At 40.5% G+C, this 14938-nt stretch carries 15 protein-coding genes; 9 read left to right on the forward strand and 6 right to left on the reverse strand.

All coding sequences use genetic code 11. The features are described 5' to 3' along the window. The first annotated feature begins 65 nt into the window (after positions 1 to 65). Positions 66 to 614, forward strand: coding sequence for an RNA polymerase sigma factor (locus PKC96_04685; protein HMM00619.1), 549 nt, complete (start codon positions 66 to 68; stop codon positions 612 to 614). Further along, positions 601 to 1638 carry a hypothetical protein gene (locus PKC96_04690; GenBank protein ID HMM00620.1) on the forward strand — a complete coding sequence of 346 codons (1038 nt, stop codon included), beginning with the start codon at positions 601 to 603 and terminating at the stop codon, positions 1636 to 1638. Before PKC96_04685 ends, PKC96_04690 begins: the two co-directional genes overlap by 14 nt. Before the next feature lie 20 nt (positions 1639 to 1658). On the opposite strand, the gene plsY is transcribed toward PKC96_04690, so the two are convergent. Continuing rightward, entirely contained in the window at positions 1659 to 2339 is a 681-nt protein-coding gene (plsY, locus tag PKC96_04695) for a glycerol-3-phosphate 1-O-acyltransferase PlsY (GenBank protein ID HMM00621.1), read from the reverse strand. Positions 2340 to 2453: 114 nt separating this feature from the next. Between plsY and PKC96_04700 the strand changes: the two genes are divergently transcribed. Together PKC96_04700 and parC are read left to right on the forward strand one after the other, a co-directional pair. Continuing rightward, entirely contained in the window at positions 2454 to 4424 is a 1971-nt protein-coding gene (locus tag PKC96_04700) for a DNA topoisomerase IV subunit B (GenBank protein ID HMM00622.1), read from the forward strand. Further along, complete coding sequence (gene parC / locus PKC96_04705; protein ID HMM00623.1) at positions 4425 to 7016, forward strand: DNA topoisomerase IV subunit A; 2592 nt, start codon at positions 4425 to 4427, stop codon at positions 7014 to 7016. Between the two features lie 32 nt (positions 7017 to 7048). On the opposite strand, the gene PKC96_04710 is transcribed toward parC, so the two are convergent. After that, positions 7049 to 7315 (reverse strand): hypothetical protein, encoded by a 267-nt coding sequence (locus PKC96_04710; GenBank protein ID HMM00624.1) that lies wholly within the window; start codon positions 7313 to 7315, stop codon positions 7049 to 7051. 98 nt (positions 7316 to 7413) lie between these two features. Between PKC96_04710 and PKC96_04715 the strand changes: the two genes are divergently transcribed. From PKC96_04715 to rsfS, 5 genes are read left to right on the forward strand one after another with little or no spacing between them, the layout of a single operon-like run. Beyond that, positions 7414 to 7932, forward strand: coding sequence for a YqeG family HAD IIIA-type phosphatase (locus tag PKC96_04715; GenBank protein ID HMM00625.1), 519 nt, complete (start codon positions 7414 to 7416; stop codon positions 7930 to 7932). A 3-nt stretch (positions 7933 to 7935) separates the two neighbouring features. Continuing rightward, positions 7936 to 9066: a 50S ribosome-binding GTPase gene (locus PKC96_04720; GenBank protein HMM00626.1), complete on the forward strand. Its 1131-nt coding sequence runs from the start codon at positions 7936 to 7938 to the stop codon at positions 9064 to 9066. Between the two features lie 8 nt (positions 9067 to 9074). Next, positions 9075 to 9371: a YhbY family RNA-binding protein gene (locus PKC96_04725; protein HMM00627.1), complete on the forward strand. Its 297-nt coding sequence runs from the start codon at positions 9075 to 9077 to the stop codon at positions 9369 to 9371. Next, the gene (gene nadD / locus PKC96_04730; protein HMM00628.1) at positions 9371 to 10465 is read left to right on the forward strand and encodes a nicotinate (nicotinamide) nucleotide adenylyltransferase; all 1095 of its coding nucleotides are present in this window, start codon (positions 9371 to 9373) and stop codon (positions 10463 to 10465) included. Before PKC96_04725 ends, nadD begins: the two co-directional genes overlap by 1 nt. Then, complete coding sequence (gene rsfS, locus PKC96_04735) at positions 10462 to 10794, forward strand: ribosome silencing factor (GenBank protein ID HMM00629.1); 333 nt, start codon at positions 10462 to 10464, stop codon at positions 10792 to 10794. The genes nadD and rsfS overlap by 4 nt, the downstream gene beginning before the upstream one ends. Positions 10795 to 11191: 397 nt before the next feature. On the opposite strand, the gene PKC96_04740 is transcribed toward rsfS, so the two are convergent. From PKC96_04740 to PKC96_04755, 4 genes are all read right to left on the reverse strand, one after another. Continuing rightward, entirely contained in the window at positions 11192 to 11806 is a 615-nt protein-coding gene (locus tag PKC96_04740) for a type II toxin-antitoxin system PemK/MazF family toxin (protein HMM00630.1), read from the reverse strand. Between the two features lie 148 nt (positions 11807 to 11954). Continuing rightward, complete coding sequence (locus PKC96_04745) at positions 11955 to 12725, reverse strand: ABC transporter permease subunit (protein HMM00631.1); 771 nt, start codon at positions 12723 to 12725, stop codon at positions 11955 to 11957. A 5-nt stretch (positions 12726 to 12730) separates the two neighbouring features. Further along, a complete protein-coding gene (locus PKC96_04750) occupies positions 12731 to 13729 on the reverse strand; it encodes a hypothetical protein (protein ID HMM00632.1) in 999 nt (332 codons plus the stop codon). Further along, entirely contained in the window at positions 13719 to 14936 is a 1218-nt protein-coding gene (locus PKC96_04755; protein ID HMM00633.1) for a phosphopentomutase, read from the reverse strand. The genes PKC96_04750 and PKC96_04755 overlap by 11 nt, the downstream gene beginning before the upstream one ends. Positions 14937 to 14938: the final 2 nt, after the last annotated feature.

Below are 14938 nucleotides of genomic sequence, written 5' to 3' on the forward strand. Positions count from 1 at the left end.
GGTTTTAAAGATGATTTCAAAATAAACATTGGATAATCTTTATTCGCTGCGGATGGGAGTTAGTTATGAATTCGAATGACGAAAGTCGGATTGCCAGCTTGGCGGATGAGATTAGTCAAGGGAATCTTGTCAATTTCACTGAATTTTTTGATTTGACCAAAAAGGCTGTTTTTTACACCGCCTTTTCAATCTTAGGCAATGAAAGTGACAGTGAGGATATCGTTCAGGAGACATTCATAAAGTTTATCGACAGCCACTCGCGGATAAAAAAGGAGCAAAGTCCATTCGGCTTTTTATTGGTGATTGCCCGAAACTCAGCTTTGAGTATGTTGAAAAAACGCAAACGGGAAGTTTCTTTCCCGGAAAACTTTGATGAGAGCAGTGTCCCTGATCTTAATGATTATACCAAAGCCGGAGATGAGTCGTTCTTTAATTGGATGCGCAGTTGCCTAAAGCCAATTGAATACCAAATCGTTATCCTGCATGTCGTTAACGATCTTCCCCATCGCGAGATAGCCAGAATTGTCAAGCGGCCCCTGGGAAGTGTCACATGGATATATCAGCAAGCAATTAAGAAACTAGATAAGGAGCGGAAGAAGTATGAAAAGGTATGATAAGTTAGAGAATATTATTGTCAGCCATAGTAACCACGATGTTAAAACCGAATCGGCGGACATTATATCGGTCTATCATCGGCAGCCGATTTTGCCGAAGAAGAAGCCGTTTTTCGAGCGTTTTTTTGCCAATCGCCTGGTCCGATCGTTTTCTTTTAGTTTTGGCGCGCTAGCCCTAGTGATCGGATCGTTCTTCGCTTTCGGCGGCTATAACTTATTTATTACAAAATCAAGTATAAACTTCGTCGCGCGCCCGTTTACTGATGATCCCCTGAAAGCCGTATCGCTTCAGCTTATTACCGGAGAGCAACTTTTTTATCCCGAAGCGGAAGCATTAGGAAAAAAAGACAACGGCAACAATCAAAGCGAAAAAGACAAAGCCTCGTCGGCCTATAAAAAATTCAGCAAATTAATCGATCAATTTTACTCGTTTAAAAATGATTTTAGCGTCGAAAGCGACAGTGGCTTTTTCCTTTTTGAAGGGAAAATTTTCGATTATCGAATTTCGATTGCCAACGATTACTATTTTTATTATTCCGGGGAAGAAATCGGAAAGAAGGAAACGCAAATCAGCGGCTATTTCGTTGGCGAAAACGGAACCTTTTCCATCTCGGCGTATGCGGATAAAAACGGAATAGGTGAGGTTGAACTTTTACCGGTTAATTCGTCAACCGTCGAAAGTCGGCATCTCAGTACTAAATTTGACGTCAATGATGGCATTCAAAAAATTGATTACCAATGTTTTGATGGTCCCAAACAGGATTTTACGCTCAGTTTCTCCATTGGATATAATGAAAATGGACAAGAGGGTCTCGCCTATAGATTATCTTTCATGGCTCCCGGGGAAAGTGAAATCGAATTTATCGTTGAAGATAACGATAATTGTTTCAATGTTTTTCATGAGTCGAATGGCAGAAGTGGAAATTTTGAAATTGATCATCCGGGGGGCGGACATGGAAACGAAAATATGCCTCCCGAAATTCCCAATGGCACTTGTTTTAAACATTTACTTAATAACTACTAGAAAAATACTAAAAAATTACTTTACTTCATCCAAGTAATTTTTCGTTCGCTTTTCTTAAATAACCGTTTTATGTTTTCGCGATGACGATAAATTAAGATTAGAGCATAGGCCGTCATCGATAAGGCGTAGAAGAGCAAGTTCGTGGTTGAAAGATAGAATCCGAACGGACTTTTGATAAAGAACAAAATCCAACTGCCGATCATCAAAAACAGTCCGGTAATAATTGACGATAAAGAGACGTATTTTTTCCATTTTAATACACCAAGAAAGATAAGAAGGCCGGTTATAGTAAATATCCAATTGCTGGCTATTGTAAATCCGGCGAGGGTGCTGACCGCTTTTCCGCCCCGAAAATTAAAAAATATCGGATAGCAGTGGCCGATTAACAGCGCCGTAATCGATAATGACAGTAATAAATCGGGGGCAAAAACATCGCCTAAAGCCGGTATTTTTAAAATCCAATATACGCCCCAATAGACGAAGGCGGCTTTGGCCATATCAATAAGAATCACTGCAATTCCGGCTTTTCTTCCTAGAACACGTCCAACGTTGGTTCCGCCGGCGTTTTTAGAGCCAAATTCTCTGATATCCTTATGATAAAAATGTTTACTAACAATGATTGAAGTTGAAACCGATCCCAATAAATAACTCAAAATGATAGCGAGTAAATAAATGATTATCGTCAAAAGTAAAGTTGGCATTTTGTTTGCCCTCCGGTTAACTTTATCATTATATTTACCCTAGTAGCAAATTGCAAACTTTGGTATAATTATACTAGATTTTAAGGGCTGTTTTAGATTTTTGGAGGATGTTTTGTGGCAGATAAAATTAACTACAACAATTATAACGAAGACAGTATCGAGGTTCTTGAAGGACTAGAAGGGGTTCGTAAACGGCCAGCGATGTATATTGGCTCGACGAATGCCATGGGTCTTCACCACCTTGTTTGGGAAGTTGTCGATAACTCGGTCGATGAAGCTATGTCTGGCTTCGGCGATAAAATTACGGTTACAATCCATAAAGATGGGTCAATCAGCGTTCAAGACGAGGGACGGGGCATTCCTGTGGGAATTCACAAAAAGACGAAAATTCCTGCGGTGCAGCTCATTTTTTCCACTCTCCACTCGGGGGGGAAATTTACGGAGGCGGCCTATAAGACCAGTGCTGGTTTGCATGGGGTTGGAGCATCCGTGACCAATGCTTTAAGTGAGTACTGTGATGTCACGGTTTACCGAGACGGTAAAACGTATCATTTGCGGTTTGAAAATGGTGGGAAATTGGTAGTTCCGTTAGAGATTGTTGGCAATACCAATCGCCATGGCACATTGGTGACCTTTAAGCCTGATGCCAAGATTTTTTCGACCGTTGATTTTAAATGGGATACGATTTGTAATCACCTGCAAGAAAGCGCGTTTTTATTAAAAAAAGTTCATTTTTACGTTGTGGACGAACGCAATGGATTAAATGAGGATTTCTTTTATGAAGACGGTTTGAGTCAATATATCGGCGTAATAAATCAGAATAAAGAGCCGATGAGTGATATTATTTCGTTTGATGACGTATATAATGCTTCCGATCATAATAATAATCTTGAGCCGATTCAAATGGAGCTAGCAATGCAGTACTGCAATGGCGACTATGGAGAAACGGTCTTAAGTTACGTCAATAATGTTCGCACTCACGATGGAGGAACCCATGAAACGGGACTTCGGATGGGACTTACCCGCGCGGTCAATGATTTTGCGGTTGATAACAGTCTTTTACGTGGGAAAATGAAATTAGAAGGCGGTGACATTCGCGAAGGATTAACAGCGATTATTTCGTTGAGAATACCGGAGGAAATACTTGAATTTGAAGGTCAGACTAAAGGTAAACTAGGAACGCCAGACGCGATGACAGCGGTTAATAATTTCGTCTATACGAGTTTGACCTACTATCTCAAGGAACATCATGAATTTGCCGTTAGTCTTATCAAAAAATGCATCGATGCTCAGAATGCCAGATTAGCTGCACGCAAAGCCAAAGATGAAGCTCGTAAAAGTAAAAAACCTCGTAATGATATTATTCTCTCCGGGAAATTAACTCCGGCACAGAGTAAGGACTATAAAAGTAACGAGCTTTTTATCGTCGAAGGTGAATCGGCGGGAGGGACGGCGCGGACGGGACGAGATCGAATTCATCAGGCGATTTTACCGCTTCGCGGAAAACCTTTAAATACCGACACAAACACGATGGATAAAATGTTGAAGAATGAAGAATTTGCCACTTTGATAAATACTATCGGCGCCGGCATAGGCACTGATTTTGATATTGATGATGCACATTATGGAAAGATCATTATCATGACTGATGCCGATACGGACGGAGCCCATATTCAAACGCTACTTTTGACATTCTTTTATCACTATATGAAACCCCTGATAAAAAACGGCAGTGTATATATCGCAGTACCGCCACTTTATCGCGTTCATAAAGAAGTTAATAAAGAGATTGTTTATCAATACGCTTGGGACGATGCTTCTTTAGTTGAGGCGAAAGCCAAAGTCGGCGCGAATTACAAGATAAATCGCTACAAGGGATTAGGCGAAATGAATTCGGATCAACTATGGGAAACAACGATGAATCCACGGACACGGATGTTGGTTCGAGTAAATATTGAGGATCCGTTGTTAGTCGAAAAACGAGTTGGCATTCTTATGGGAAAAGATGCCGGCAATCGCCGTAAGTGGATTGAAGAAAATATTGATTTCAATGCCACAGATTCATTTATTGAAGAGGTGCGCTAAATGGCAAAGAAGAAAAACAATATTAAGCCAGTTGAAGAAGTGGTGGAAAATATCATCGAAACTCCGATGGATGACATCATGGGGGAAAGATTTGGTATTTATGCCAAAGATGTCATTCAAAATCGGGCAATTCCCGATGCTCGCGATGGGATGAAACCCGTTCAAAGAAGAATTATTTTTTCTATGTTTGATGAAGGAAATCTTTTTTCTAAACCAACGAAAAAATGCGCCCATACTGTAGGGTCGGTTATGGGTAAATACCATCCGCACGGCGATTCGTCCATTTATGAGGCCTTGGCCCGTATGAGCCAAAATTGGGTTATGCGGTACCCGTTAATTGATTTTCAGGGTAATAACGGCAGTATCGACGGCGATCCGCCCGCGGCCTATCGTTATACCGAAGCGCGCTTAAGTGAAATTGCCGAAGAGATGGTGCGCGACATTAAGAAGAATACGGTGGATATGCAATTGACTTTTGATGACTCCTCGCTCGAACCGATTGTTTTACCGGCTCGTTTTCCTAATTTACTGGCTAATGGTTCACAAGGTATCGCGGTTGGAGTGGCTACCGACATTCCTCCGCACAACTTACGGGAATTGATCGCGGCAATAATCTATCGCATCAATCATAAACGAGCCACTAATGCCGATTTACGGCAGTTTGTTCTCGGCCCGGATTTTCCGACCGGAGGAATCATCTATCGCTCGGAAGGGTTGGATTCAATCTATGAAACCGGACATGGAAGAATTGAAATCGCGGCTAAAAGCGAAATTCGTTTCGACAAGGAGATTAATCAAATTGTCATTACCGAAATTCCTTACGGCGTGAACAAGAGTTCGGTATTGAAAGAAATCGATCTTATTGCGCACAACCATAACATTGATGGAGTAATTGAGGTCCGCGATGAAAGTGACCGCAAGGGTTTGTCAATTGTTATCGATGTCAAAAAAGATACCGACATAAACGTTATTTCCGAATACTTATTTAACAAGACGCAACTGCGAACTTCATATACGGCCAATATGGTTGCTATCGAGGGTTATCGACCGAAGACTTTAAATTTGTTAGGAATGGTCGATGCCTATATTAATCATCAGGTTGAAGTGATTCGTCGTCGTTCGGAGTTTGACTTGGAAAAATTTAAGAGTCGATTGCATTTGGTTGATGGTTTGATTAAAGCCATATCGATGCTTGATGAAGTTGTACACACGATTCGCTCCAGCAACAATAAGGCCGATGCAAAAGATAACTTAATCAGCCGGTTCGCTTTTTCCGGCGAACAAGCGGAAGCAATTGTCATGTTGCAACTTTATAAATTAACCAATACCGATGTCACGGTTTTACAAGAGGAGAAGAAGGCGCTTTTAATCGATATCGAAACATTGGAAGGAATTCTGGCCGATGAGAATAAACTTAATCGGGTAATCATAGATGATCTGAAGGACATCAACAAAAAATATGGCGACGATCGCCGTTCTAAAGTTGAAGATCGGGGCGAAATCATTCAAATTGATAAGCGTGATTTAATAGCAAAAGAAGAAGTGATGATTGCGCTTACGCGCGACGGCTATATTAAACGCTCTTCACTTAAGAGTTTTAAAAGCAGTGGGGATAATTGTCTTCCCGGAGTTAAAAACGGTGATTCACTAATTGCCAGTGGCCCGAGCTTTACTACCGACAATCTGATAATTTTTACTTCTTTAGGCAACTATTTAATCGTTCCGGTATATGTGATAGCGGATGGGAAGTGGAAAGACGAAGGAAAGCATTTAAATACCATCGCCACCCTTGACGGTAATGAAAAGTGCATCGCCGTTTTTAGTGCGCGCGCAGTCAGAAGCGACTTGTACTTTGCTTTGATAAGCAAACATGGTCAAATAAAGCGCACGGTTGTCAGCGATTTCTCCTTAACCCGTTACTCACGACCCATTAACTGCATGCGCTTAACACGCGATGACGAATTAGTCGCAGTCGATGTCACAACCGGCAATTCATCGATTCTCGTCGCCTGTAATAACGGAACATGCTCGCTATTTAATGAAAACGATGTTTCAATACTCTCGCTTAAGGCGAGCGGCGTTAAAGCCATAAATGGTTTGAAAAAGACGGAAATTTCTTCCATGCTGGTTTTTGATCCGCAAGAGCGGTCTAAGCTTTTAGAGATTACGAGGGAAGGTCATGCCCGATTTATCGATTCAAATTACTTCGATTCAACCGCCCGTTTGGGAAAAATTCAATATGCTTTTAAAGCTTTTAAAAGCGATCCCCAAACCCTTTTATACATTGATAAAATTGATAAATCGGCCAGTTATATTTTGTTGCGTGGCCTTTTGGCTAACGGCGAATCGTTTGACTTTATACTCAATGATTTCCACGTTACCCCCATCGATAAATATGCCAAAAAGAATTTGGACTTTCTCGCTGACGGTGTCGAAATTGCTTCAATCTATAAAGAGCGTTTGCCGATTATCGATGATTCGATTGTCGCCTATCAACCGGATAAGAAGCCAAATGAAAAAGATGGTGATGCGAGTGAAGACAATACTGATGAATATGAACAAATTAGCATTTTTGATGCGATGGGTGATTAAATAAATGCGGGCCAACCTTATTTTTATAAAGGTTATCCAGCAATGTAAATGAAATAGACGACCGTATAAAAAGCAATCACGATTAGTGTAATAATGGAAAACCGATAGTCTTCGGTGTCATAAAAAGGAAAATTACCGGTTCGGTCATTGCGAATGCTAACAAAACTGCCGATAGCTATCATGAGGGCAATAACCGGGTTTAAAAATAAGGCTACCAGCAGAGCTAAAGAAGTGGATAAACGCTCACGATAAATTGTGAACATGCTAATTTTTGGTTTGCTACTTTTATTTTCCATCATGCTTTATCCTCGTACCTATTATATAATATTTAATTTTGGGAGGATATATTTCTTTTATCTTAGCGAATATTTTATTAAAATATAAATAAGGAGAGTTTATGCTCAAAACATTTCGACCAACTTACCACGCTTTAAGCGTCTATGACATCGACATTGATTTCTATAAAAAGCATGGCTTTGAGAATGTTATAGTCGATTTGGATAACACTCTCGACTCCTATAAACTATTTGAGCCCTCGGTCCGTGCAAAGGAGTTAATTGAACGACTGCTGGCAGCGGGTCTTAGTGTGTTCATCATTTCGAACAATCACTCGGGTCGGGTTAATCAATATGCCGATGCCTTACATCTTCCATATCTGGCTAATGCGCATAAGCCATTTAAAAAGCGAATTTTACAGTATATCAGGGCGATGAAAATTGATGTCAGCAAAACTATTTTAATCGGCGATCAACTCTTAACAGATGTGGTCGTGGCTAATAAAATCGGGTTACCGGTTGTTTTAACCGAAAAGCTTGTTCGTGAAGATCAATGGACAACCCGATTTAATCGTCTGTTTGATCGGCCGATTAGGAAATATTTAAGGCAAAAGAACCTTTTGCCAGATTGGAGAAACTAGCTTATGGGTGAAGTACGTCGCGTCCGTCGCTGCTATGGCTGTGGGGAAGTTTTACAATCGGATAATCCAAATTTACCGGGCTATGCGGATCCTTGGGAAATGGAACATCATGAGATTGTTCTCTGTTCCAATTGTTTTGCTGAACAACGCATGAAGAAGAAAGCGGCTAACGAGCCTATTTTAGACGCGGATTTCCGCGAGATATTAAAACAGGCTAAGGCCCATAAATCCCTCATAATCTACGTTGTCGATTTATTTACTTTTGAAACCAGTTTTAACTCTGAAGTAGCGGAAGAAATAAAGAATAATCCGCTTATTGTCGTGGCAAATAAAGCTGACCTCTTGCCTCCTAAAACCAATCTGGATAACATTCATGATTATGTGGCCAAACGGGTGACGGATGCCCACCTTAATCCGTTAAAGATAATTCTAACCAGCGTGGCGCAAAACTATAATATCGATGAAGTAATCAAGACGATATTTACCTATAGTGAGGGTAAAGATATATATTTCATCGGGGCCTATAGCTCTGGCAAATCGGCTCTAATCAACTCACTTTTGAAAACATATAAGAATCCGACGCAAAAATATATTTCCACCTCCATTTATCCCAATACAACAATTCAGGTAATTGAAATTCCCATTGATGAACAGCATTCAATGTATGATACTCCCGGACTTTCCTTATCTAATAGTTATGTCGGCAAGATGGCGGCCGAAAGAGAAGTAGTTCATGATTTGATTCCAAGGACCTTGGTTCGGGGACGGAACTATTTTCTTAAAAGCAAGGATGTTCTACTATTTGGCGGTTTAGCTTTTATCGAAATTGTATCGGGCGCTAGGGCTCCATATTCAATCTATATGGCCCCGAATGTGGAAATTCATAAAACAAGTATAGCCACCGCCAATGAGGTTTTTGAGCGGCTTATTCGCAAAAAACTCACGCGGCCGTTATCAAACTTAATATCGACCTCACGGGATTTAGATGTTTATGAAATAAAGGTCGATTATGAGAATAAGTGTGATATATCTATTTCCGGCCTCGGCTGGATTTCGTTTGTCGGTAATCACCAAGTCATTCGAGTTTACGTTTTAAATGGCATCAGTATCTATCATGGTACCGCTAAAGTATAGGAGCAATTATGCTAAACAATCATCAAAAAGCTTTTTTGAAAAATAAGGCCAATGCGTTACGCCCGCTGTATCAAATTGGGAAAAACCTTTTAGGGGAGACACAGTTGGATTTGTTGGATAAGGGTTTGAAAGCCAAGGAATTAATTAAAATCAGTGTTTTGAAGTCGGCGGAGAATCCAATTGAGGGAATCGCAATCGACCTCTCGATGAAACTACAGGCGGAAGTAGTGCAAATTGTCGGCCGCATTATTACCCTCTATCGGGCCAATCCCCATCTTCCTCATAGAATCGAATTACCCCGATAATGAACAAGACAATAATATATGGTGGGTCTTTTGATCCCGTTCATTTAGGACACCTTCAAGTAGCGGAATCGGCTCTTCATGAAGTTGGAGCGGATAAAGTGGTTTTTGTTTTAGCCAAACACCCACGCTGGAAAGATGAAAAGAATAACGAGCTTGATCGTTTAAGAATGCTTGAGCTTTTCTTAAAAGACACTCCGTGGGCGGAAATTTCGCATATGGAATTAGATAGTCCGGCCCCGGTAAACTACTCCGCTGATACCGTTCGCGATTATCAGCATCAACATCCGGATGAGAAACTATTCTTTCTTTTAGGCGCTGATCAGGCCAATAAGTTTCATAATTGGTATAAGAATACGGAACTAATTGAAAGAGCCGGGGTCCTAGTCTATGAACGGCCGGGAATTCCGTTAAATCTTGATAATGTCATAACCTATAAGATGCAAGTTGTTCCGGGCCCTAAGAGCCCGACTAGTTCGTCTTTAATTCGTGAGCTAAAGAGCGCGGATACTTCAATCGAAGTGCTGGAGTATATCGCCAGTCATAATCTATACTACTTGCCTAAGATCAAGGAATTTATTTCGGGAGATCGACTTGCTCATTCGCTTCAAGTGGCAAAATTGGCCAAACAAATTGCTGAAGCGAATGGACTTTCGGGAAGCGATGCCTATGTGGCGGGCTTACTGCATGACATCGGTAAGAACATAAGTGAATCTTTTCAAAAGGAAATTATGCAAAAAAAATATGCGGGCTATGTTGATTTGAATAAATGGCTGCATCATCAGTTCATAAGCGAGTACCTGGCGCGCGAGGTTTTTGGAATTAAAAGCCGAACAATTTTAGAGGCAATCAGAAAACATGCGACCGGAGATCAAAATATGGGGCCGATTGCAATGATAACTTATAGTGCCGATAAAATTGAGCCCACCCGTGGCTTCGATAGCAGTAGTCTCATTGCATCCTGCATGAATGACTATCACGATGGTTTTCTTAAAGTTCTAGCAGCTAATCGGGAATATCTGCTTGCTCATGAGAAAGATATTTATAATAAATTAACAAAGCGGTGTTTTCGCCAATACTTAAAGGAGTCAATATGAAAGAGATTTATCCGGAAAAAGTTCAAGTTTTAATTAAGGCCTTAGATGATAAAAAAGCCGAGGACATTATTGCTGTAGATGTTAGCGAAAGAATGCCTTTAGCCGATTACTACATAATTGCCACCGCGACCAATGAGCGACAGCTTAATGCATTGGCTGATGTTATCGAAACGGCGCTGAAAAGTATCGGTGCCGGTATAAACCATATTGAGGGAAAAAATCGTGGATCAGAATGGGTCCTCATCGATGCCGGGGATGTTATCGTTCACATCTTTAGTCCTCAAGGTCGACAAAGGTTTAACCTTGAAGGAATATACTTGCCTAATTAGAAAAATAAGAAGTCCGATGATAAAAGAAGAAATTGGAAAGTCCAATTAATCGTTGGACTTTTTTTATTGAAATGTATCAAAACCATTTAACAGCTAGGAGCGAGCTATAATTTGCTGACTAAAAATATAATAAAAGTTTAATGTATATATGGAGCATAACTGAAGCAGTGGAAGAGATTTTGGTATGGGTTCATAATAAAACGCTCCTAAAGGGTAAGACAAATCACTTCGCATAATGTATATTATGTAAACTAATATTTAAATAATGCCCATGAGAAGTAAATTAATAATATTTTCATCGTTAAAACATAAAAAGTCTTCTTGCTTCAAACATAGAGTTTTCCACAAAAAGACTATACTTATTTATGACTTAATAAATACTAAATAACTACTAACGTTATTGCGCGAATGGATTACCATTAATAATTGTTTGATTAATGGCAGAACGTATTTTTTCCATTTGCTCATCACTAAGTTTACTTATAGGCCCTTCTCTTTCGCTTTTCTTGCCATTAATAATTCCAAATCGGTAAATACGAATTTTGTCAATTCCACGAATTTGATTAAAAACGGCAATTGTTTCTTTGTCAGTTAATAAGTCGGGAATCTTTCCAATAGCGACATCGCTGGTTGGGTTGGCATCATGATGCTTTGTTTTTAATGGACATACGATAGCGATTTGATTGTTCTCATAACTATCCACTAAGATAACCCCATAATGGCGCTCCTTGATTTCACAATTGACACCGATGCCAAAATCAATTTCATATATTTCGCCTGCGTGCAAAGTATATTCGGTTTTGTATAGAAGCGAAAACTTTGCGTAATTCAGCATTCTTCGCATCCAATTTAGAATCGTAATTGATAATTCCATTTCGCTAACGCTACGAAGCATTTGCTCTTCGCAGGTTAAATCCTCGGTTTGACCATCATCACTTAATCGGTAGCGGCTTTTTTCCCCATCGTAAACTTTTTTCTTGTAAAAGACTTTTTCCTTTTTTTCCGAATTCATTTCATACCTCCTGTTTCCAATCGGAAATTCAACTATGTGGGTAACTTGCACGTAAAAAAAAGTCGGATTGTTGATTCGGCTTCTTCAGGCATCTAATTACTTATGAGGAGTACATGGACTCGGTTACTAAACTAATCCCCCACCATCGCTACTTAAACTGTGACTTTTTACGAAAATTAGTTGCCACTAAGTCAAAGATTATACTAATTACAATTGCGTGTAAAGCAAAAACGAAAATTTTTATAAAGTCAGCATCATAGTAGGCTTGAGCGATACTAAACCCTAAGCCACTACTGCGATTATTTCCGGAAAGAACCTCGCTCATAATCGTAACTTTCATTCCTAATCCCACTGCCTGAATAATGCTCAATAGTACATAAGGCAGCGCAATCGGGAGTTTGACCCAAAGTAAAGTTTGCCAGTGATTTTCTCCTTCAAGGCGCATGGCATCATAAAGATCTTGGTCGATTGATTTTACGCCTGAATACGTCGCTTCATAAATCAATGGAAAGGAAATTAGAAATGAAACAATAATTGGCGAAAAAGAAATCTTGATTATCGAAATAGCTATCAGGATAATCACTGCTGTTGGGACACTACGGAGAGCGCTAATTAAAGGCATGAGAAACCGATGAAAGTCCGCATAAGATCCACTTACCAGTCCAAGTATTAATCCCAATAGGCACGCGATGAGCACTGATATAACTAATCTCGTTATTGTGGCTAAAACAGCCTCATAAGTGGTAATAAACGAAAAAGAAGATATGTAGGCGGGTATAACCTTGATGGGCGAGGGAATAATATAAGCATTAATGGTTAGCGAAAGGATTTGCCAAAGGATAAAAAGAAAGAGAAAACCGAATAATAAAAAGAGAATTATCCGTAAATTAGGTTTTAAGGAAAAAATTCTCTTTTTCATAATAGTTAAAATAAAGGTGAGTAGGCTGAAGATGGGTAATCTTCCTGCTCCATATATTCAAGATAATTTACAAGACTATATTTACCTGTGGCAAAGCCCATGTTGTTAGGTGCATCTTCCACTTCCTCAAAGAGTTGAAGATCGCTCACGGTTGAGCTATCAACTCCAAAAAGAGCTTTCTGTTCGTCACTTGTTCCGTATGCATCCATCGCATCAATTGCAATTTGCGGATGAAAGATTAAATTGTTGGTCGCTTCATCCAACTGTGAAATAAAAAGAGCCAATTGGTCAGGATTCTCTTGATACAGACCGGTTTTAACAAAAACACCCGCTTGAGGAAATCCATCGAGATTAGATAATTCATTCCACATTTTTTGCATATCGACATCGTAGGAAACAGTCGTTCCGCTCTTTTCAATGTTATGGAGGATTGGCTGAGCGGTTAAAACATAGTCGACAGCCTCCCCGCCATACAGTCCGGTTTTAATAACGGGAACCGTGTCGGAAACCGAACTCACAAAGTTTAAATTATCAATACTGGGAAAAACTTTTTGCAGAATTTGATTGGGGATGCCCTGAGCGTTCCCAAAACTAACAACTAAATCGCCAGTTTTAGGGTTATCACTACTGCTTTTATTGATTCCTATAAGGTGAAAGTTGCCTTTGGTTACGATGCGCGCCAATTGGTAGGGTGCATTATTGTTAACAATCTGCTTTAAGCCTTGGCTATGGTCCATGACGATTACATCATAGGAAGCTGCCGCAAAAGCGCTTAAAATAGCGGGGACCGAAGAGTTCGTGGATAAAACGCCACTTTTAGCCCAAGGATAAAATCCCAATGACGGAGCGCCAGAAGGAGAAATAATTGAATAATCTAAAACAAGGTTCGCACTGTTATCCGTGTTTGATAAAGAACTGTCGCTATTAGGTGATACTTGATTGCCTTGGCAGGCGACAAGTAAAAGTGAAAAAGAGGATAACAATAAGAAAAGCTTATTTTTCATCGTTATTAACCTCAGTAATAGCCTCCCCTATCATTGTATCCGCCTTTTGTAAATCAAAATTTGCTAAAATGGTCGCACCCAAATCCGCGAATGAATGCCGATCTTCTAAGAAATGGCCGTTTCGGAAAAGAGGACTATACATTAAGAAAGGGACCTTTTCGCGGGTATGATCACTGCCATGCCAAGTCGGGTCATTGCCGTGATCAGCAGTAACCACAACCAAATCGTCTTCCTTAATTACGGACAGCAATTCTCCTAAGCGCTTATCAAAAGCTTCAAGCGCTTCACCATAGCCAACCGGATTCCGGCGATGACCATATTCGCTATCAAACTCAACTAGGTTGGTAAATACGAGGCCACGGAAATTACCGGTCTTGGCTTCTCCGATAGTCTTATCCATACCATCCTCATTGCTGACGGTCTTTTGGGTTTTCACCACTCCTTTTTGGTTAAATATATCGCCTATTTTCCCGATGCAACTCACCATATAGCCTTTGTCCTTTAAAATATCCATAGCGGTTGTCGAGGAAGGAGACAAAGCTAAATCATGACGATTTGGCGTGCGCTTAAAATTTTCGGCATTTGTCCCGACAAAGGGCCGCGCGATAACCCGACCGACCCGCCATTCCGGTTTCATGCAAATTTCGCGGGCGATTTCGCAGCAGCGATATAACTCTTGAACGCCGGTTACCTCTTCATGCGCTGCGATTTGCAGAACGCTGTCAGCCGAAGTGTAGACAATAAGCGAATTCTCGCGCATCTGCTGCTCGCCAAGTTGCTTGAGGATTTCCGTTCCGGAAGCGGCGACATTGCCGATAACTTTGTGTCCAGTTTTTGCTTCTAATTCGCTGATAAGTTCAGCGGGAAAACCGGTATCGGTAAAAGTTTGAAAAGGTTCAGTTGTCAAAATGCCCATCATCTCCCAATGGCCGGTCATCGTGTCTTTGCCGTTACTGGCTTCTTGGGCGCGCATAGCGTAACTATGCGGATGCTTAACGGATGACTTTACACCCTTAATCGAGTTTAATTCGCCAAGGCCCATCGCTTCCATTACCGGCAAGTGGAGGCCGTTTGGCATCTTTTCACTGATATGGACAAATGTCGAAGCTCCTTTATCACCAAAACGTTCGGCATCAGGCATTTCGCCAATGCCGGCGCTATCCATTACAATCACAAACACTCGTCTAAAATTTAATTTGTTTCCCATAT

Source organism: Bacilli bacterium (assembly GCA_035326105.1).
Taxonomy (GTDB): Bacteria; Bacillota_I; Bacilli_A; order RFN20; family CAG-826; genus UBA7706.